The sequence below is a fragment of the Nocardioides pymetrozini genome (assembly GCF_046058985.1).
Lineage (GTDB): Bacteria > Actinomycetota > Actinomycetes > Propionibacteriales > Nocardioidaceae > Nocardioides.
On record NZ_CP175556.1, the window covers coordinates 2,534,221 to 2,553,738 of the forward strand.

The following is a 19,518-nucleotide window of genomic DNA, read 5'->3' on the forward strand; positions in this document are numbered from 1 at the left end:
CACTCAACCGCCTCCGCGGCGCCTGCGCAACTCCTCGTTGATCGCCGGAACGACCTCGTGCAGGTCCCCGATGACGGCATAGTGCGCCTTGGCGACCATCGGGGCGTCCTCGTCGGTGTTGATGGCGAGGATCGTCTTCGCACTCGAGCAGCCCGCCCAGTGCTGGATGGCGCCGGAGATGCCGCAGGCGACGTAGAGGTCCGGGGAGATCCGGCTGCCCGTCTGCCCGACCTGCTCGTGGTGCGGGCGCCAGCCGAGGCTGGTGACGACGCGGGAGACCCCCAGAGCGCCGTCCAGCAGGTCGCGCAGCTCCAGCAGGTCGCCGAAGCCGTCGGCGCTGCCGGCGCCCCGGCCGGCGCCGACGACCACGCGGGCCGACTTCAGCCCGCCGGAGAGGTCGGCCTGCGCCGGCTCGGAGGAGACGACCCGGGCGACGAGGTCGGCGGGGGCGACCTCCGGGGTGGAGCCGACCAAGCGCCCCGCGCCGGGGGTGGCTGCCGCCGCGGCCTCGACCGCGTGTCCGGCCACGGTGAAGAGCGCCGGGCGCTGGTCGAGGACCATGTCCTCGAGTACGGCGCCCCCCACCACCTGTCGGGTCACGGTGAACGGGGCGAGCCCGTCGAAGGCCACGACGTTGGCCGCCATCGGCACGCCGAGCCGGGCCCCGAGGTGCGCCAGCACCTCCATGCCGCGCGGCGTCCCGGCCGCGGCGACCACCACCGAGCCCACCTCCGCGCGCACCGACTGCACCGCGCTCGCCCAGGCCGCGCCGCCGTAGGCGCTGAACGCGTCGCCGCTGACGTGGTGCACGTCGCGCACGCCGTATGCCGCGAGCTGCTGGGCCAGCGCCTCGACCGAGCATGCCGGGCTCCCGACGACGACCGCGTCGACGGGAACGCCGCCGCCCGCGGCGGAGAGGTCGCGGGCGAAGGTCAGCGTCTCCCGGGACACCTCGGTCGCGCCGGTGCCGTCGGTCTCGACGAGGACGAGGATCATCGGGCCACCACTCCCAGCCGCTCGAACAGGTCCACCACCGCAGGCGCGGCGTCCGCCCCCTTGCCGAGGATCTCGACCTCGCTGGGCTGCGGCGGGGGCAGCCGGAGACGGGTGCGCTGCGGCCCGGACGGCGTGGTGCTCGGCGGGCGCTGCTCGATCTCGACCTTCTTGGCCTTCATCCGGCCCGGCACCGTCGGGTAGCGGGGCTCGACGCCGCCCTCGAGCACGGTCACGACCGCCGGCAGCGGCACCCGGTAGGTCTCGCGTCCCTCCGGCCCCTTGACGCCGGCGACGACCTCACCGTCCTCGACGGTGAGGGTGGCGGCCCCGTTGACGACCGGCCGGCCGAGCTCGTAGGCCAGCCGGATGCCGACCTGGAAGTCACCGCTGTCCGCGGCGTCGTTGCCGAGGAGGACGAGGTCGTGGGGGCGCCCGGCGGACTCGTGGTCCCGGACCACGGCGGCGATCTCACGGGCGACGTCGGCGGGGCCGAAGGCGCCCGCGTCGGCCTCCACGTGGGTCGCCGCGGTGCAGCCGACCGCGAGCGCGGCGCGCAGCTGCTCGACCGCGTCCGCGTCGCCGAGGGTGAGCACCGACGCGCGTCCGTCGGTCGCCGCGGCCGTCCGCACGGCCAGCTCGACCGCGCACTCCTCGTGGTTGCTCATCGTGAAGCCGGCGTACCGCCCGTCGACGGCCTGTCCGTCCGCGGTGAGCACCACCTCGCCGGTCGCGTCGACGACCCGCTTGACGCAGACCAGGATGTCGGGCCCGCTCGTGGGGTGACTCATCGGATCCGCTCGTTCCCGGGGTCGAGGAGCGCGGTCGCGTCGACGGAGGCGACCGTCACCGGGTAGAGCTCCTCCATGTACGACACCGCGAGCTCGTTGCCGAGGGCAGCCTGGTCGGGCGGCAGGTAGGCCATCAGCACGTGCTTGCCGAGCGATGGCGCGGAGCCGGCACTCGTCACGTACGGGTGGTGGCCGTGTCCGTCGGTCAGGGTGCCGCCGTCGCGGGTCAGGATCGGCTCGCCGCCGAGCATGTACCTCTTGATGCCGCTGGCCGAGGTGTGGTCGTCGACGGTGAGCGTGCAGAGCACCGCCGCCGGCGGCTGCTCGCGCTGGGCCAGGTAGGCCTCCTTGCCGACGAAGTCGGCGGCCTTCACCTTCGGCCGCTGCATCCCGGCCTCGACGATGGTGCGCTCCGCGTCGAGCTCGTAGCCGTAGGCGCGATAGCCCTTCTCGAGCCGGCCCGTCGTTCCGTACACCCCGATGCCGACCGGTACGGCGCCGTGGGGCTCCCCCGCCTCCAGCAGGGCGTCCCACAGCGTCGCGCCGTGCTCCATGGCGACGTAGAGCTCCCAGCCGAGCTCGCCGACGTAGGAGATCCGCGACGCGAGCACCGGGACGCCCGCGGCCGTGATCTCGCGGCAGGTCAGGAACCCGAAGCCCGCGTCGGAGACGTCGTCGCCGGTGAGCGAGGAGAGGATGTCGCGAGCCCGCGGGCCCCACAGGCCGATCGTGCAGACCTCGTCGGTGCGGTCGGTCAGCACCGTGTCCGGGTCGGTGACCTGGTCGCTGAACGTCTTGCGGTCGGCCATGCCGTGCGCGCCGCCGGTCACGACGCGGAAGTGCTCCTCGCCCAGCCTCATGACGGTGAGATCGGACAGGAACCCGCCGGCCGCGTTGAGGACCGGCGTGTAGATCACCTTGCCGACCGCGACGTCGCACTGGGCCACGCAGGTGCGCTGCACGGTGTCGAGCGCGGCCGGGCCGGTGATGTCGAGGACGGCGAACGCGGAGAGGTCGACGACGCCCGCCGCCTCGCGCATGCGCAGGTGCTCGGCGTTGATGATCGGGCTCCACCACCGGGCGTCCCACTCGTGCTCGCGCGGCATCACGGCGTCGCCGTACACCTCCAGGAGCGGGGCGTTCGACTCGTACCAGTGCGGCCGCTCCCAACCGGCGGTCTCGAAGAAAAAGGCCCCCAGCTTCCGCTGGGACTCGTGCATCGGGGCGAGGCGCTGGTCGCGGTCCGACTCGTACTGCTCGGCGGGGTGGACGATCCCGTAGGTCTTGATGAACGACTCGGTGGTGCGCAGCCGGGTGTGCTCGCGGCGCATCTGGTGCGGGTGGAAGCGGGCGATGTCGCTGTGGTGGATGTCGATCTCCGAGTAGCCGTGGGTCATCCACTCGGCGACCGCCCGCCCGACGCCCGGTCCCTCCTTGATCCACACGGCCGCGGCGGTCCACAGTCCCCTGACCGGGCTCTCCCCCAGGATCGGCGCGCCGTCACAGGTCAGCGACAGCAGGCCGTTGATCGCATAGCGCATCTCGGCGCCCTCCGCGCCGAGCAGCTCCGGCATCAGCTCGTAGGCCTGCTCGAGCTGCGGGTCGAAGTCCTCGGAGGTGAAGGGCAGCTCGGTCGGCGACAGCTTGGCCTGCTCGATCGAGGGGATGTCCTCCGGCTCGTGCAGGATCGCGCGGTGCGCGTAGGAGCCGACCTCCATGTCGGCGCCGTGCTGGCGCTCGTAGCAGAAGGTGTCCATGTCCCGGATGATCGGGAAGGAGATCTCCCCCTCGCGCTCGGCCAGCTGCGGGCACGGACCCACGCTGATCATCTGGTGCACGGCGGGCGTCAGCGGGATGCTGATGCCGGCCATGTCGCCGAGCTTGGGACTCCACACGCCCGCCGCGATGACGACGTGCTCGGTCTCGATGTCCCCGCCGTCGGTGCGCACCCGGCGGATCCGGCGCCGTCCGTCCGGTCCCTCCTCGACGTCCATGCCGACCACCTCGACAGTGGGTACGACGGTCAGCTGGCCGGTCGCGAGGGCGCTCTCGCGCATGATCGTGCCGGCCCGCAGCGAGTCGACGACGCCGACGCTCGGCGTCCAGAAGGCGCCGACGAACTGGTCGGCCTCGATGAAGGGCACCTTCTCCTTGACGAACTCCGGGGAGACGAGCTCGGCCTCGATCCCCCAGGCCCGCGCGCTCGACATCCGCCGCCGCAGCTCCTCCATCCGCTCCGGCGTCCGCGCGATCTCGAAGCCGCCGGACTGGGTGAACACCCCCATCTCCTGGTACTGCCGCACCGAGTCCAGGGTCAGGTCCGTGATCTCCCGGGAGTGGTCCACCGGGAAGATGAAGTTCGACGCATGGCCGGTCGAGCCACCCGGGTTGGGCAGGGCGCCCTTGTCGATCTGCACGATGTCGCGCCAGCCCAGCCGGGCCAGGTGGTGCACGAGGCTGTTGCCGACGATGCCTGCGCCGATCACGACGACGCCGGCGGTGGTGGGGACGGTGGCCATGGGACTCCTTAGGAGGTGAGCCGGAGGCTGTTGCATATTGCGCAACGTGGTGCACTATGCGAGACACTCCAAGAATCACCCGCGCCCGGCCGGGTGTCAATGCCCGGCCGGGCGCGGTGAGGTCGGACGTGCGTCGGCGCCTACGGGAGCCAGGCGTCCACCTTGTCCTGGTTGTCGGCGATCCACTTGTCGGCCGCCTCCTCGGCGGACATGCCGTCCTCGGAGATGTACTTCGCGACCTCGTTCTGGTCCTCGTTGGTCCACTCGAAGTTCTGCACCAGCTCGACGCCCGAGCCACCCTCCTCGACCCACGAGGTCGACAGGATCTTCTTCAGCTCGGTCTCGGGATAGTCGCAGGCGACCTTCGCCGGGTCGTCCTGACAGCCCTCCTCGAACGGCGGCAGGGCCACCTTCTCCAGCGGGATCTCGGCGAAGAGCCACTGCGGCTCGTAGAAGTAGCCGATCAGGAACTCCTTGTTCTTCTCCGCCTGCTGGAAGGCGGTGATGGTCGCCGCCTCGCTGCCGGAGAAGACCACCTTGAAGTCGAGGTCGAGGTTGCTGATGATCGCCTCGTCGAACTGGACGTACGACGGGTCCGCGCCGAGGAACTGACCCTTGCCGCCCGACTCGGAGGTGGCGAACTGCTCGGCGTACTTGTTGAGGTTCTCCCACTCGAGGATGTCCGGGTGCTCCTCGGCCAGCCACGGCGGGACGTACCAGCCGATGATGCCCACGTTGCCGTTCGGGCCGCCGTCCATCGCGCTGCCGTCGCCCTCCTCGGCGAAGAACTTCTTCTCCAGGTCGGGGTGGCCCCAGTCCTCGATGACCACGTCCACCTCTCCGGTGCCGAAGCCCTGCCAGGAGACGTCCTCCTTGAGGTTCTTGTAGGTGACCTTGCAACCCAGCTGCTCGCTCGCCACCCGGCCGACGACGTACGCGCTCGCCTCGTAGCCGACCCACGGGTTGACGGCCATGTTGATCTCGCCGCACTCGCCCGTGGTCGCGGCACGCGACTCGTTGGCCTTGGTCTCGTCGTCGATGGTCCCTCCGCCGCAGGCGGCGAGCAGGAGCGTCATGGACGCCGCCACCGAGGCGACTCCGGCCGCCCTCGTCCTTGCATGGTGCATGGTGTCTCCTTGGTTGTTGGTGTCCCGTGCCCGAGCACGCCCGCTAGCGGGTCGTGGTGCTGTCGTGTGCGGCCGCCCTCGCGATGCGGTCGATCATGATCCCGAGGAGGACGATGCTGATCCCCGCGGCCGCGCCCTTGCCCCACTCCTCGGAGCGCGAGAACCCGAGGACGACGTCGTATCCCAGCGCGCCGGCCCCGACGAGGCCGCCGATGACCGCCATCGCGAGGACGTAGAGCAGGCCCTGGTTGGCCGCCAGGACCAGCGACGCGCGGGCCATGGGGAGCTGCACCTTGGTGATCTCCTGCCACCGGGTGGAGCCGGTCGAGCGTCCCGCCTCGATGGTCGACGGCGACACGGCCTTGACGCCGTCGGCCACGAGCTTGATGGCGACCGGCGCGGCATATACGACGCCGGCCACGATCGCGGTGAAGCGGGTCGGGCCGAAGAGCGCCAGGACGGGGATCAGGTAGACGAACGGCGGGATGGTCTGGCCGGCGTCGAGGATCGGCCGCAGTGCGAGGTCGACGGCCCGCCGGCGGGCCATGGCCACCCCGAGGACCAGGGCGAGGACCATGACCAGGACGGTCCCCACCAGGGTCATGTTGAGCGTGACCATCGCGTCGTGCCAGAGCCCGAAGTACAGCAGCCCTCCGATGCAGACCACCGTCGGCACCAGCGCGCGCAGCCCGCCGAAGACGAAGGCGAGCGCGAGGAGCGCGGCGGCGGCCAGCCACCACGGCGACTCGGCGAGCAGCGACTGCAGCGGATCGAGGAGCACCGCGCTGATCAGGTCCTTGAAGCCCTGCGTGAGGTCGCGGAAGGTGTCGGTGAACCACCCGAAGAAGGAGTCCACGCCGTCGGCGACCCGCGGCGTCCAGCCCGGGTCCTCGAGCTCGGCGGCCCACGGGTAGGTGCGCGAGAGGTAGACCGCGACGATCGCCGGGACCGCTGCCGCGGCGAGCACGATGCGGCGCAGCCGCAGGTCGACGCCGCCGCGCGCGGCCCTCTCGGCGTACTCGCTGGCCGCGGTCGTGGAGCGGTCGAGCATCACCGCCATCACGACGATCAGCGCACCGGGGACGAAGGCGCCACCGACGTCGTTCTTCACCAGCGCGTTGAGCACCGGCTGACCCAGGCCCGGCCCGTCGACGTACGACGCGATCGTGGCCATCGACAGCGCCGCCATGATCGTCTGGTTGAGCCCGACCACGATCGTCTTGCGCGCCATCGGCAGCTGCACCTTGGTGAGCCGCTGCCACCAGGTCTGGCCGGCGGAGTCGGTGGCCTCGATCGTCGTCTCCGACACGTTGCGGATGCCGTGCCCGGCGATGCGGATGATCGGCGGGAGGGCGTAGACCAGGGTGCAGACGACGGCACCGGCGGCGCCGATGCCGAAGAAGAGGACGATCGGCAGCAGGTACACGAACGTCGGCATCGTCTGGAAGATGTCGAGCACCGTGTTGGTGACGGCGTTGACCGCGCGGTTGCCGGTGCCGACCAGGACCGCGAGAGGCATGCCGATCAGGACCGACGCGGCGACCGCCACGAAGGTGACGATGAGCAGGTCGACCGCGTCGGCCCAGTAGCCGAAGGCCCCGAAGGAGACGAACGACAGCGCGACCAGGAGCGCGATCCGCCAGCCGGCGATCGCCAGGCCCACCCAGGTCGCCACGGCGGTGACGCCCAGCCAGCCGACCTGCGGGACCGGGCGCGGGAAGTCGGGGACCGACAGCATCCGCTGGCACCAGTCGACGACGGAGGTGAACCACGCGCCGAGGTCGTAGGTGAGCTGGATGACCGGGTTGTCGCCGCGGCTGGCGAGCACGTCGTCGCGGAAGTCACCGAGCGAGCGCTGGACGTCGGTGTGCTCGCGCCCCGCGAGCACGAGGGTGTCACTGCCCTTGGTCAGCGCCCAGAGGACCACCCAGAGCACGAGCACCCCCAGCACCCACGTCCACCGCGGCACCGTCGCGAGCGAGCGCCGCCGCGCGTCCGCCTCCGGCGCCGGCGGCTCCGGAGCGGTCGGGGCGAGGGTCGCGCTCACTGGTGTGCCTCCTCCTCCGCGACGACGACCCGCAGGATCGCGTCGTCGTCGACGATGCCGACGAGCCGGTCGTTCTCGTCGACGACGCGCACCGGGTGCTCGGAGGCGAGCGCCGCCTTGGCCGCCTGGCGCACGATGGTGTCGCGGGACATCACGGGACCGTCCATCGAGTCGTCGGGGCGCGGGTCGCGCATGACCCACTTCAGGGTCAGCACGTGCGAGCGGGGCACCTCGGAGACGAAGTCGCGGACGTAGTCGTCGACCGGAGCGCCGACGACCTCGTCCGGAGCGCCGATCTGCACGATCTCGCCGTCGCGCATGATGAGGATCCGGTCGCCGAGCTTGAGCGCCTCCTGCAGGTCGTGGGTGATGAAGACCATCGTCTTGCGCAGGTCGCGGTGCAGCCGGATGACCTCGTTCTGCATGTCCCGGCGGATCAGCGGGTCCAGGGCGGAGAACGGCTCGTCGAACAGCAGGATGCTCGGGTCCCCGGCCAGCGCCCGGGCCAGCCCGACCCGCTGCTGCATGCCCCCGGACAGCTGGTCCGGATAGGAGCGCGAGAAGCCGTCGAGCCCCACCAGGGACACGACCTCCTCGGCCTTCGCCCGCCGCTCCTTCTTCTTCATGCCGCGGATCTCGAGGCCGTAGGCGATGTTGTCGATGACCTGGCGGTGCGGCAGCAGTCCGAAGTGCTGGAACACCATCGACACCCGGTTGCGGCGCAGGTCGCGCAGCTGGGCCTCGTTGGCGGTGGTGACGTCGATGCCGTCGATCCGCACGGTGCCGGCGGTCGGCTCGATGAGCCGGGTCAGGCACCGGACCAGGGTCGACTTCCCCGATCCCGAGAGGCCCATGACGACGAACACCTCGCCGGGCGCGACCTCGAAGGAGACGTCCTTGACGCCCGCGACGCACCCGGTCTTCGCCTTCAGCTCAGCACGCGAGAGTTGGGCGTCGGGCGTGCCGATGATCTTGTCGGCCCGCGGGCCGAAGATCTTCCACAGCTCGCGCACCGACAGCGCGCTCCGGTCCGACGCGGTCTGCTCGGCTGCGTCCTTCTCGCTCGCCACGCTCATGTGGCCTCCTCACGGTTGCGGCTGTCCCCGGGCGGATACAGGGGCATCCCGTCCCGGTAGCGGTAGTAGGGGACGTCGAGCGCGGGAAGTGGCGTGTTGCCCGCGATCAGGTCGGCGGCCTTCTCGGCGACCATCATCACCGGCGCGTAGATGTTGCCGTTGGTGACATAGGGGAAGACCGATGAGTCGACCACGCGCAGCCCCTCGGTCCCGTGCACCCGCATCGAGGCGGGGTCGACGACCGCCCTGTCGTCGACGCCCATCTTCGCGGTGCAGGAGGGGTGCAGGGCCGTCTCGGCGTCCTTGCGGACCCAGTCCAGGATCTCCTCGTCGCTCTGAACCGACGGTCCGGGCGAGAGCTCGCCGTCGTTGTACGGCGCGAACGCCGGCTGGTTGAGGATGTCGCGGGCGACCCGCACCGCCTCGACCCACTCCCTGCGGTCGTTGGGCGTCGAGAGGTAGTTGAACTGCATGCTCGGGTGCACCCGCGGGTCGGCGCTCCGGATCCGCACCCAGCCGCGGGTGTCGGCGTACATCGGGCCGATGTGGACCTGGTAGCCGTGGGCGCCCTTCTCGAGGTTGGCCGGCGCGGAGCCGTCGTACCGGATCGCGATGGGCAGGAAGTGGAACATCAGGTTCGGGTAGTCGACCTGGTCGTTGCTGCGGCAGAAGCCGCCGCCCTCGAAGTGGTTGGTCGCGCCCAGCCCGCTGCGGTGGAAGAGCCACTGGTAGCCGATCCGAGGGCGCTCGCGGTAGCGCAGCCCGGGCGCGATCGACACCGGCTGCTTGGAGGCGTACTGGATGTAGACCTCGAGATGGTCCTGCAGGTTCTCCCCGACCCCGGGCAGGTGCTGGACGACCGGGATGCCGTGCTGACGCAGCAGCGCCTCGTCGCCGACGCCGGAGAGCTGCAGGAGCTGCGGCGTGTTGATCGCGCCGCCACAGAGGATGACCTCGCCGGCGCGCACGCTGTGCGAGCGGCGGGCCCGGGTGTAGTCGACGCCCACCGCCCGTCGGCCCTCGAAGCGCACCTTCGTCACGAAGGCGTAGGTCCGCACCGTCAGGTTCCTCCGGTCCTTGACGGGATGCAGGTACGCGCGCGCCGCGGACCAGCGCCGCCCGCGGTAGACGTTGCGGTCGAAGCGCGCGAAGCCTTCCTGGCGGTAGCCGTTCACGTCGTCGGTCAGCGGGTAGCCCGCCTCCTGGGCCGCGGCGAAGAAGGCCGCGAAGAGCGGGTTGCGCGCCGGCCCCTGCTCGAGCCGCAGCGGACCGTCGCCGCCGCGCCAGTCGTCGGCGCCGACGGAGCCGTCGGCGAGATAGCGGGTCTCCATCCGCTTGAAGTACGGCAGGCAGTGGAGGTAGTCCCAGCTCTCCATGCCCGGGTCGGCGGCCCAGCGCTCGTAGTCCATCGGGTTGCCGCGCTGGAAGATCATCCCGTTGATGCTGCTCGACCCACCGAGCACCTTGCCCCGCGCGTGGAAGACCCGCCGGCCGCCCATGTGCGGCTCGGGGTCAGTCTCGTAGCGCCAGTCGTAGAGCCGGTTGCCGATCGGTATGGGCAGCGCCGCCGGCATGTGGATGAAGGGGTCGACCCGGTAGTCGGAGCGGCCCGCCTCGAGCACGAGCACCCGCGTGCCAGGGTCGGCCGAGAGCCGGTTCGCGAGGGCGCACCCCGCGGAGCCGCCACCCACGATCACGTAGTCGAACCGCTCCGCACCCATGTCGCCCCTGTCCCGTCTATCCGGCGAACCAGCGCTGCTCGGCCGGTCGGATGTTGTGCCACACGTGCTTGGTCTCGCGGTACTCGTCGAGACCGGCCAGGCCGAGCTCGCGCCCGGTTCCGGACTGCTTGAAGCCGCCCCACTCGGCCTGCGGCACGTAGGGGTGGTAGTCGTTGATCCACACCGTGCCCATCCGCAGCCGGGCGGCCACCCGCTGGCCCTTGCCCGCGTCCTGGGTCCACACCGCGCCGGCCAGGCCGTAGATGCTGTCGTTGGCGATCCGCACCGCCTCGTCCTCGCCGGTGAAGGTCTCGACGGTCAGCACCGGGCCGAACGACTCGTCCTGGGTCACCGACATGTCGCTGCGGCAGCCGTCGAGCACGGTCGGCAGGTAGTAGAATCCCTCGGCCAGGTCGGGCCGCTCGACGGCGTCCGGTCGGCGACCGCCGCAGCGCAGCACCGCACCCTCGGCGATGCCGGCGGCGACGTACGCCTCGACCTTGTCGCGGTGCGCGGCACCGGTCAGCGGGCCGGTCTCGGCCCGCTCGTCGAACGGGCCGCCCAGCCGGATCCGTCCCGCCCGCTCGACGAGGGCGTCGACGAACGCGTCGTGGACCGACTCCTCCACGAGTAGCCGGGCCCCGGCGGAGCACACCTGGCCGGAGTGCAGGAAGACCGCGGTTAGCGCGAAGTCGAGCGCGACGTCGAGATCGGCGTCGGCGAAGACGATGTTGGGGTTCTTGCCGCCGAGCTCGAGTGCCACCTTCTTCACCGTGCCCGCGGCCGCGGCCATCAGGCGCCTTCCCGTGGCCAGGCCACCGGTGAACGAGACCAGGTCGACGCGCGGGTCCTCGGCCAGCGGAGCGCCCGCGTCGGGCCCGGCGCCCAGGACGAGGTTGGCGACACCCGCGGGCAGGCCCGCCTCCTCGAGCAGGCGCATCAGGTGGATCGAGGTGTGGGGCGTGAGCTCGCTGGGCTTGAGGACGAAGGTGTTGCCGGCCGCGAGACAGGGCGCGACCTTCCAGGAGACCTGGAGCAGGGGGTAGTTCCACGGGGCGATCAGGCCGCAGACCCCGATCGGCTCGTGGACGATGCGGCTCACCACGTCGACCCTGCCGGTGTCGACGACCCGCCCCGCCTCCTCGGCCGCGATCCGCCCGTAGTGGCGGAAGACGCCGACGATGTCGTCCACGTCGTACTCGGACTCGACGAGCCGCTTGCCGGTGTCGAGCGACTCCATCCGCGCGAGGACGTCCTTGTCGCGCTCGATCAGGTCGGCCACCCGCAGGACCAGGTCGCCGCGCTCACGCGCAGTGGTGCGCGGCCACGGTCCCTCGTGGAAGGCGCGGTACGCCGCGGCGACGGCCGCCGTCGTGTCCTCCGCGCTCGCCTCGTCGACCTCGGCGACGAGGCTGCCGTCGGCGGGGCAGCGGATCTCGCGCCGCCCGCCCGCGACAGCGACGCGCCACTCCCCGTCGACGTACAGATCCGGCACGGTGGCACCCCGCTCCTAGAGGTAGGCGTTGCGTATGGCGCAAATCACTTCTTGCTGCGCAACGCTCTGAGAATGCTGTGCTCCGCCCCTCCCGTCAAGGACCCCGCGCCGCGCCGGTCAGGGTCGCAGGCCCCAGCCGAGCCGGTGCGAGATCTCCTCCGCGGCCGAGCGGCACTGGGCGATCACGCTGTCGAGCCGCTCCTCGGAGAGCCGGAAGGTCGGCCCGGAGACGCTGATCGAGGCGATGACGTCCCCGTGGGCGTTGCGGATCGGCGCGGCCACCGCGGCGAGCCCCACCTCGAGCTCGTCCACGGCCACGGCGTAGCCCTGCTCCCGGATCCGCTCCAGCTCCTCGCGCAGCCGCGCCTTGCGGGTGATGGTGGCCGGTGTGAACCGGGCCAGTGACCCGGTGGCCTCCGCCAGCTGCTCCGGCGACAGCTCGCTGAGCAGCACCTTGCCGTTGCTCGTCGCGTGCAGCGGGATGTGCTGGCCGACCCAGTTGTGGGACTGCAGCGCCGAGGAGCCCGCGACCTGGTCGAGATAGAGCGCGGCGTGCTCGGCGCGCACGGTGATGTTGACCGTCTCGCCGGTGTCCGCGGCCAGCTGGCGCGTGATCGGGCGCGCCTCCTGGACCAGGTCGAGGCGCGCCGTCGTGGCGCCCGCGAGGCGCAGCAGCCCGACGCCCAGGGAGTAGCGGCCCCGGTCGCCCGCCTGCTCGACGAGGCGGTGCGCCTCCAGGGTCGAGACCAGCCGGAAGGCCGTCGACTTGTGCACGCCGAGCTCGGCGGCGATCTCCGTGACGCCCGCCGTGCCGAGCCGGGCCAGCACCTCGAGGATGGTCAGGGCCCGGTCGACCGACTGGACACTGGCGCCCTCGTTGTTGCTCATGGCGCAACATTAGGCCCTGGGCGGAACAGGTCAAGGCGTCAGCGGAAGACCACCGTGCGGTGCCCGTTGAGCAGCACCCGCGACTCCGCGTGCCAGCGAACGGCCCGCGAGAGCACCTGCGCCTCCACGTCGCGCCCGGCGGTGACGAGCTGCTCCTGGTTGTAGCCGTGGTCCACCCGGACGACGTCCTGCTCGATGATGGGCCCCTCGTCGAGGTCGGCGGTGACGTAGTGCGCCGTGGCGCCGACCAGCTTCACGCCCCGGTCGAACGCCTGGTGGTAGGGCTTGGCTCCCTTGAAGCTCGGCAGGAACGAGTGGTGGATGTTGATCGCCCGCCCCGCGAGGTCGGCGCACAGGCGGTCGGAGAGCACCTGCATGTAGCGCGCCAGGACGACGAGGTGGACGTCGTGCTCGGCGACCAGCTCGCGCAGCCGGTCCTCGGCGTGCTGCTTGGTCTCCGGCGTCACCGGCAGGTGCACGAAGTCCAGGCCGTGGGCGCGCACGAGCGGCTCGGCGTCGCGGTGGTTGGACACCACCACCGGGATCTCGATCTGCAGGGAGCCGGTGCTGTGCCGGAAGAGCAGGTCGTTGAGGCAGTGCAGGTGCTTGGACACCATGATCAGCGTGCGGTACGGCGCCCGCGCGTCCCACAGCTCGAAGGTCATCTCGAAGCCGGCGGTCGCCTCCGCGAAGTCGCGCCGGAGCTCCTCGGCGCCGACCGTCCCACCGCCTGCATCCGCCCCCGCCTCGGGCAGGACGAAGTCCAGGCGCATGAAGAAGCGTCCCGTGAGCTGGTCGCCGAACTGCTGGCTCTCGATGATGTTGCCGCCGTGGCGCACCAGGAAGCCGGTCACGGCGTGCACGACGCCGGGCCGGTCGGGGCAGGTGAGCACCAGGACGTAGTCGCCGGACGGGGCGCTCGCCCGCGGCGCGCTCTGCGTCGTCGCGAAGGCCATCGGGTCCCCCGCCGTCAGTCGCCGAGCTCGGCGCGCCGGCGCACGACGTACTCGCGCAGCTCCTCCTCGACCGCGGCGTCGAGCGGCGGAGGCTCGTACTCCTCGAGCGTCTTGCGGTAGATCTCCTCGGCTCGGTCCGCCGCGTCCTTCCCGCCGCCCCGCATCCAGCGCTCGTAGTTCTCCGAGGACGACAGCAGGGGGCGGTAGAAGCAGGTGCGGAAGCGCTCCATGGTGTGCATGGCGCCCAGGAAGTGACCGCCGTGCCCCACCTCCTCGTGGGCACCGAACGCCATCGACTCCTCGTCGATCTCCAGCGGGGTGAACTCTGCCTGCATCATCTGCAGCAGCTCGATGTCGACGATGAACTTCTCGTACCCGGCCACCAGCCCGCCCTCGAGCCAGCCGGCGGAGTGCATGACCCAGTTCGCCCCGGCCAGGAAGGTCGGCATCATCGTCATCAGTGCCTCGTAGCCGGCCTGCGCGTCGGGCACCTGGGAGGAGGTCAGCCCGCCGCCGGTGCGGAAGGGCAGGCCGAAGTGGCGCGCGATCTGGCCGGTGCACAGCAGCCCGATCCCGGACTCGGGGGTGCCGAAGGTGGGCGAGCCGGACTGCATGTCGATGTTGGACAGGAAGGAGCCGAAGATCACTGGCGTGCCGGGCCGGATGAGCTGGGAGAGCGCGATGCCCGAGAGGGCCTCGACGATCTGCTGGACGAGCGCCGCCGGGATCGTCACCGGCGACATCGCGCCCATCAGGATGAACGGCGTCAGCACGACCGGCTGCCCCGCGCCGGAGTACTCGAACTGCGCCTCCAGCATCCGGTCGTCCCAGCGCAGCGGCGAGTTGCAGTTGATCAGTGAGATCGTCGCCGGCGTCTCCTCGATCGCCTCGCGCGAGCCGAACAGGATCGAGGTCATGGCGAGCGTGTCGGCGGCGTTCACGCCGGACACCACGTTGCCCATGTAGACCTTGTCCGTCAGCGTCTGCAGAGCCAGGGTCATGTCGAGATGCCGGCTGTCGAGGGGCGTGTCGTTGGGCTCGCAGATCACGCCACCGGCGGAGTCCAGGACGGGGAACGACTGGGCCAGCTTGGTGAAGCTCGTGAAGTCGTCCATGGTCGCGTCGCGCCGGACCTCGCCCTGACGCACGAAGGGCGGGCCGTAGACCGCGCCGAAGGCCATGGCGTCGCCGCCGACGTGGATGTTGTTCGCCGGGTTGCGGGCCTGGACGTCGAACTCCGCAGGCGCCTTGGCGACCTGCTCGAGGACGAAGTCCGGGTCGAGGTAGACCGTGTTGCCCTCGACCCGCTGCCCGGCCCTGCGGAACAGCTCGAGCGCGCGGTCGTCCATGAACTCCACGCCGATCTCGGTCATCAGCCTGCGCCAGCCGCGGTCGAGGGTGGCCATCGCCTCGGCCGAGAGGACCTCGTAGCGCGGCATCCGGTTGTGGAACATCGAGCCTCCTGGGGCGTGCGGGCCGGTCCTGCCGGAGGAGGTCTGCACGACCGTCCTTGACCGGGCTCGTTCCGCATCCTAGCCTCATCATGTGGAAACGGAGTTCCACATCATGGAACTCTTGCAGCGGACCGCGAGCGAACGGAACGGCCCCCCATGAGCGCACAGCCCAGCACCGGCACCCAGGCGGTGGACCGCGCCGCGCTGCTGGTCGCGACCGTCGTGCACGCGGACGAGCCGCTCACCTTCGCCGACCTCCAGGCGGCCTGCGGGCTGCCCAAGTCGACGACCTCGCGGATGCTCGCCGCCCTCGAGCGCACCGAGCTGCTCGAGCGCAACGACGCCGGGTCCTATGTCGCCGGTCCCCTGTTCTGGCTCTACGCCGCCCGCCACGACCCGTGGGAGGAGCTGGTGCGGCTGGCCCGGCCCACGATGGACAAGGTCGGCGCCGAGACCGGCGAGACGGTCAACCTCTCGGTGTGCCGCGGCTCCCGCGTGGTCCAGGTCGCGCAGGTCGACTCGACGTACCTGCTCGGCACCCGGGACTGGACCACCGAGGACGTGCCCGCGCACTGCTCGGCCCTCGGCAAGGTGCTCCTGGCCCACGGCGCCGTGCAGCTGCCCGCGGGCGAGCTCGAGCAGCTGACACCGCACACGATCACCGACCGCGAGGCGCTGCGCCGCGACCTCGCGCAGGTGGTGCGCCGCGGCTGGGCGGGCACCGTCGACGAGCTCGAGATCGGGCTCTCGGGCATCGCCGCGCCGGTGCGTGGGAGCACGGGCGAGGTGGTCGCGGCGCTCGGCATCTCGGGGCCCAGCCCCCGGCTGAGCGAGCGGCGCGAGGAGATCGGACGACAGCTGAGCGACCGAGCGGAGCAGCTATCCGGGCTGCTGCGTCGGCACACCCGCAAGGAGGGCGTGGCATGACCCCAGAAGAGATCCTTCAAGGCCTGTACGACGAGACCCTGGTCGGCAACGCCCCGCGCGTGCTCGAGCTGACGAACGAGGGGCTGTCGCTCGACATGGAGCCGCAGACGCTGCTCTTCGACGCGCTCATCCCCTCGCTGGAGGAGGTGGGCGCTCGCTTCGAGCGCGGCGACTTCTTCGTGCCGGAGATGCTGATCGCGGGCCGCGCGATGGCCGGCGCCATGGAGCGGCTGCGCCCGCTGCTCGCGGAGACCGGCGTCGAGACCATCGGCAAGTTCCTGATGGGCACGGTCAAGGGCGACGTCCACGACATCGGCAAGAACCTGGTCAACATCATGCTCGAGGGAGCCGGCTTCGAGGTGATCGACCTCGGCGTCCAGGTGGCCCCCGAGAAGTTCGTCGCCGCGATCGAGGAGCACCAGCCCGACATCGTCGGCTTCTCGGCCTTCCTCACCACCACGATGCCGATGTTCAAGGCGAACATGAACGCTCTAGAGAAGGCGGGCCTGCGCAGCGAGGTCATCGTGATGGTCGGCGGCGCCCCGGTCACCCAGGAGTACGCCGACGCCGTCGGCGCCGACGGGTACGCCGCGGACGCCTCGCAGACCGTCAAGCGCGCCAAGGCGCTGCTGCACGAGAAGCGCGCGACGGTCCCCGCATGAGCACCCCCCTGACGAGCACGCCCGCACCCCGTCTGGAGACCCGGCTGCGCTCGGCCACGCAGGAGGTCGTGATCGGCCACGACACCCGCTTCTGCCTCATCGGGGAGCGGATCAACCCCACCGGCCGGCGGATCTTCCAAGAGCAGCTCCGCGCGGGCGACCTTTCCGCGATCGAGCGCGACGTCAAGGCGCAGGTCGAGGGCGGGGCCGACGTGCTCGACGTCAACATGGGCGTGCCGCTCACCGACGAGGCGGACCTGCTCGCCAAGGCGATCACCATGGTCCAGGAGCTCACCGACAAGCCGATCTGCATCGACTCCTCGGTCGTGGAGGCGCTCGAGGCCGGCCTGTCGGTCTACCAGGGCCGCGCGCTGGTCAACTCGGTCACCGCCGAGGACGAGCGGATGGCCCAGATCCTCCCGCTGGTGAAGAAGCACGACGCGGCGATCATCGCCCTGCCGAACGACGAGGACGAGATCCCGATGGAGGTGGAGAAGCGGGTCGAGCTGACCCGCAAGATCATCGAGGTCGCCACCACCGAGTACGGCATCGCCGCCGCCGACATCGTGATCGACCCGCTCGCGATGCCCATCGGCGCGGACCAGGGCGTCGTGGTCACGGTGCTGGAGACGATGCGCCGCATCCGCGACGAGTTCGGGGTGAACATGACCTGCGGCGCGTCCAACGTCTCCTTCGGCATGCCGTCGCGGCACGCGCTCGGCGCGGCCTTCCTCCCGATGGCGATGCAGGCCGGCCTGACGTCGGCGATCATGGACACCCGCACGCCGCAGATCGTCGAGGCCGTCAAGGCGGCCGACCTGCTGCTCGGCCACGACGAGTGGGGCGGCGCCTGGATCGCGGCCCACCGGGCCCGGCAGGCGGCCACCGCGTGAGCAGGCCATGACGTCGGGACCGGACGAGGGCGAGGAGTTCTCCCTCGACCACGTCCGTCGGGAGGGTCTGCTGCCCACGCCGGGCACGGAGACCGTCCCCCACGACGGCACCGGCCGGGTCGCGATCTCCTTCACCGTCGAGGACGCCGGCGGCGCGCCCGCGAGCGAGCGCGGCGTCCGGGTGCCGCCGGGCGTGACCGTCTTCGACTCCGCGTCGTGGAACGGCATCGCCATCGACTCGACCTGCGGCGGCCACGGGACCTGCCACAAGTGCAAGGTCCGCGTGGAGGGGCCGAGCCCGATCTCGCGCCACGACGTGCGCACGTTCAGCCGCGAGCAGCTCGACGCCGGGTGGCGGCTGGCCTGCCTCCAGCAGGCGACGCGCGACCTCGCCGTCGTCGTCCCGCCGCTGACGACGCGCCCCAAGGCGGCGACGGTGGGCGTCGGGCGCCAGGTGATCCTGCGTCCGGCCGTGCAGAAGAGGTACGTCGAGCTGAGCGAGCCCGACCTGTCCGACCAGCGACCCGACCTCCGGCGGCTGCTCGACGCGATCGACGATCTCGAGCCCCGACCTGACCTCCACGTGCTGCGCCGACTCCCGACCGTGCTGCGCTCCGCCGACTTCAAGGTGACCGCGGTGGTCGTCGACGAGGTGCTGGTCGACGTCGAGCCCGGCGACACCACCGAGCAGCGCTACGCCATCGCCTTCGACCTGGGCACCACGACCGTGGTCGCCACGCTGCTCGACCTGGCCCTCGGGACCCCGGTGGCCGTGGCCTCGATGCTCAACAAGCAGCAGCCGTTCGGGGGCGACGTGATCACCCGGATCAGCGCCACGATGATGGACCCGGACACGCTCCCCCGCCTCCAGCAGGCGGCAGCGGCGACGCTGGCGGAGCTCACCGGACAGGTCTGCGCCGAGGGTGGGGTCGACCCGGGCCAGGTCTACGAGGTGGCCGTCGCGGGCAACGCGACGATGACCGCGCTCGTGCTCGGCATCGACCCGGAGCCGCTCGGCGTCGCGCCCTTCGTGATGACGACCGAGCAGCCCCCGGCCGTCCTCGCCAGCGACCTCGGGCTCGCCGTGCACCCGGGGGCGCGGGTCTACTCGTTCCCGGCCCTCGGCGCGTACGTCGGGGGCGACATCGTCGCCGGGATGCTGGCGACCGGCATGGACCGGGACAAGCGCACCCGGCTCTTCATCGACGTGGGCACCAACTGCGAGATCGTCGTGAGCGACGGCAGCCGCATCGTGTCGACCGCGGCGCCCGCCGGACCGGCGTTCGAGGGCGGCGCGATCAAGTGCGGGATGCGCGCGGCGGACGGCGCGATCGAGGTGGTCCGGCTCGGCGCGACCGCCGAGGACGCCGTGGAGCTGGGGGTGATCGGCGACGTCGAGCCGAAGGGCCTGTGCGGCTCCGGCCTGGTCGACGCCGTCGCGGAGCTCGTCAAGGTCGGCCTGCTGGACGCCTCGGGGCGCTTCGTGCCGGACGAGGATGCGAAGAGCGTCGCGCCGGTGCTCGCCGACCGGCTCACCCGGATCGGCGAGGAGCGGGTCTTCGTGCTACACCGTCCCCACCCGGGCGCGCCACCGGAGGACTGCGTCGTGCTGTCGCAACGCGACGTCCGCGAGCTGCAGTTCGCGAAGGCGGCGATCTCGACCGGCTGGACACTGCTCCTGGAGGAGCTCGGCCTGGAGCACCGCGACGTCCAGCAGGTGCTGATGGCGGGCTCGTTCGGCAGCTACATCTCCCCCGCCTCCGCGGTCCGGATCGGCCTGGTGCCGAAGCTCCCCGTGCTGCGGATCGTCTCGGCCGGCAACGTGGCCGGCGAGGGCGCCAAGATGGCGCTGCTGTCGGTGCGCGAGCGGGCGGGGGCGGCGGCGCTGCTGCAGGAGGTGACCTATGTCGAGCTCTCCGACCGCCCCGACTTCAACGACCGCTTCGTCGACCAGCTCGGCTTCTGAGGC

The 19,518-nt window shown here is 71.4% G+C and carries 15 protein-coding genes; 4 read left to right on the forward strand and 11 right to left on the reverse strand.

Annotation, left to right across the window (positions count from 1 at the left end; translation table 11 throughout):
- Positions 1–3: 3 nt before the first annotated feature.
- The 11 genes from ACJ5H2_RS12405 to ACJ5H2_RS12455 all read right to left on the reverse strand — a co-directional run bounded on the left by ACJ5H2_RS12405 (position 4) and on the right by ACJ5H2_RS12455 (position 15,067).
- The gene (locus ACJ5H2_RS12405) at positions 4–996 is read right to left on the reverse strand and encodes an electron transfer flavoprotein subunit alpha/FixB family protein (protein WP_408895703.1); all 993 of its coding nucleotides are present in this window, start codon (positions 994–996) and stop codon (positions 4–6) included.
- Complete coding sequence (locus ACJ5H2_RS12410) at positions 993–1,784, reverse strand: electron transfer flavoprotein subunit beta/FixA family protein (protein WP_408895704.1); 792 nt, start codon at positions 1,782–1,784, stop codon at positions 993–995. The genes ACJ5H2_RS12405 and ACJ5H2_RS12410 overlap by 4 nt, the downstream gene beginning before the upstream one ends.
- Positions 1,781–4,303: an FAD-dependent oxidoreductase gene (locus tag ACJ5H2_RS12415; RefSeq protein ID WP_408895705.1), complete on the reverse strand. Its 2,523-nt coding sequence runs from the start codon at positions 4,301–4,303 to the stop codon at positions 1,781–1,783. Before ACJ5H2_RS12415 ends, ACJ5H2_RS12410 begins: the two co-directional genes overlap by 4 nt.
- Before the next feature lie 140 nt (positions 4,304–4,443).
- Positions 4,444–5,379, reverse strand: a complete 936-nt coding sequence (locus tag ACJ5H2_RS12420) for an ABC transporter substrate-binding protein (protein WP_408895707.1) — start codon at positions 5,377–5,379, stop codon at positions 4,444–4,446.
- A 94-nt stretch (positions 5,380–5,473) separates the two neighbouring features.
- A complete protein-coding gene (locus ACJ5H2_RS12425) occupies positions 5,474–7,477 on the reverse strand; it encodes an ABC transporter permease (protein WP_408895708.1) in 2,004 nt (667 codons plus the stop codon).
- Complete coding sequence (locus tag ACJ5H2_RS12430; RefSeq protein WP_408895709.1) at positions 7,474–8,553, reverse strand: glycine betaine/L-proline ABC transporter ATP-binding protein; 1,080 nt, start codon at positions 8,551–8,553, stop codon at positions 7,474–7,476. Before ACJ5H2_RS12430 ends, ACJ5H2_RS12425 begins: the two co-directional genes overlap by 4 nt.
- Positions 8,550–10,274, reverse strand: coding sequence for a choline dehydrogenase (gene betA, locus ACJ5H2_RS12435; protein ID WP_408895711.1), 1,725 nt, complete (start codon positions 10,272–10,274; stop codon positions 8,550–8,552). The genes ACJ5H2_RS12430 and betA overlap by 4 nt, the downstream gene beginning before the upstream one ends.
- 16 nt (positions 10,275–10,290) lie before the next feature.
- The gene (locus tag ACJ5H2_RS12440; RefSeq protein WP_408895713.1) at positions 10,291–11,769 is read right to left on the reverse strand and encodes an aldehyde dehydrogenase family protein; all 1,479 of its coding nucleotides are present in this window, start codon (positions 11,767–11,769) and stop codon (positions 10,291–10,293) included.
- Positions 11,770–11,886: 117 nt separating this feature from the next.
- Positions 11,887–12,657: an IclR family transcriptional regulator gene (locus tag ACJ5H2_RS12445; protein ID WP_408895714.1), complete on the reverse strand. Its 771-nt coding sequence runs from the start codon at positions 12,655–12,657 to the stop codon at positions 11,887–11,889.
- A 38-nt stretch (positions 12,658–12,695) separates the two neighbouring features.
- Complete coding sequence (purU, locus tag ACJ5H2_RS12450) at positions 12,696–13,613, reverse strand: formyltetrahydrofolate deformylase (RefSeq protein ID WP_408895715.1); 918 nt, start codon at positions 13,611–13,613, stop codon at positions 12,696–12,698.
- A gap of 14 nt (positions 13,614–13,627) precedes the next feature.
- Entirely contained in the window at positions 13,628–15,067 is a 1,440-nt protein-coding gene (locus ACJ5H2_RS12455) for a trimethylamine methyltransferase family protein (RefSeq protein ID WP_408895716.1), read from the reverse strand.
- A 156-nt stretch (positions 15,068–15,223) separates the two neighbouring features.
- On the opposite strand from ACJ5H2_RS12455, the gene ACJ5H2_RS12460 reads away from it, so the two are divergent.
- From ACJ5H2_RS12460 to ACJ5H2_RS12475, 4 genes are read left to right on the forward strand one after another with little or no spacing between them, the layout of a single operon-like run.
- Positions 15,224–15,994 (forward strand): IclR family transcriptional regulator, encoded by a 771-nt coding sequence (locus ACJ5H2_RS12460; protein WP_408895717.1) that lies wholly within the window; start codon positions 15,224–15,226, stop codon positions 15,992–15,994.
- On the forward strand, positions 15,991–16,656 hold the full coding sequence (locus ACJ5H2_RS12465) for a corrinoid protein (RefSeq protein WP_408895718.1): 666 nt from the start codon (positions 15,991–15,993) through the stop codon (positions 16,654–16,656). Before ACJ5H2_RS12460 ends, ACJ5H2_RS12465 begins: the two co-directional genes overlap by 4 nt.
- On the forward strand, positions 16,653–17,549 hold the full coding sequence (locus tag ACJ5H2_RS12470; protein WP_408895719.1) for a dihydropteroate synthase: 897 nt from the start codon (positions 16,653–16,655) through the stop codon (positions 17,547–17,549). The genes ACJ5H2_RS12465 and ACJ5H2_RS12470 overlap by 4 nt, the downstream gene beginning before the upstream one ends.
- A 7-nt stretch (positions 17,550–17,556) precedes the next feature.
- Positions 17,557–19,515, forward strand: a complete 1,959-nt coding sequence (locus tag ACJ5H2_RS12475; RefSeq protein ID WP_408895720.1) for an ASKHA domain-containing protein — start codon at positions 17,557–17,559, stop codon at positions 19,513–19,515.
- Positions 19,516–19,518 lie beyond the last annotated feature (3 nt).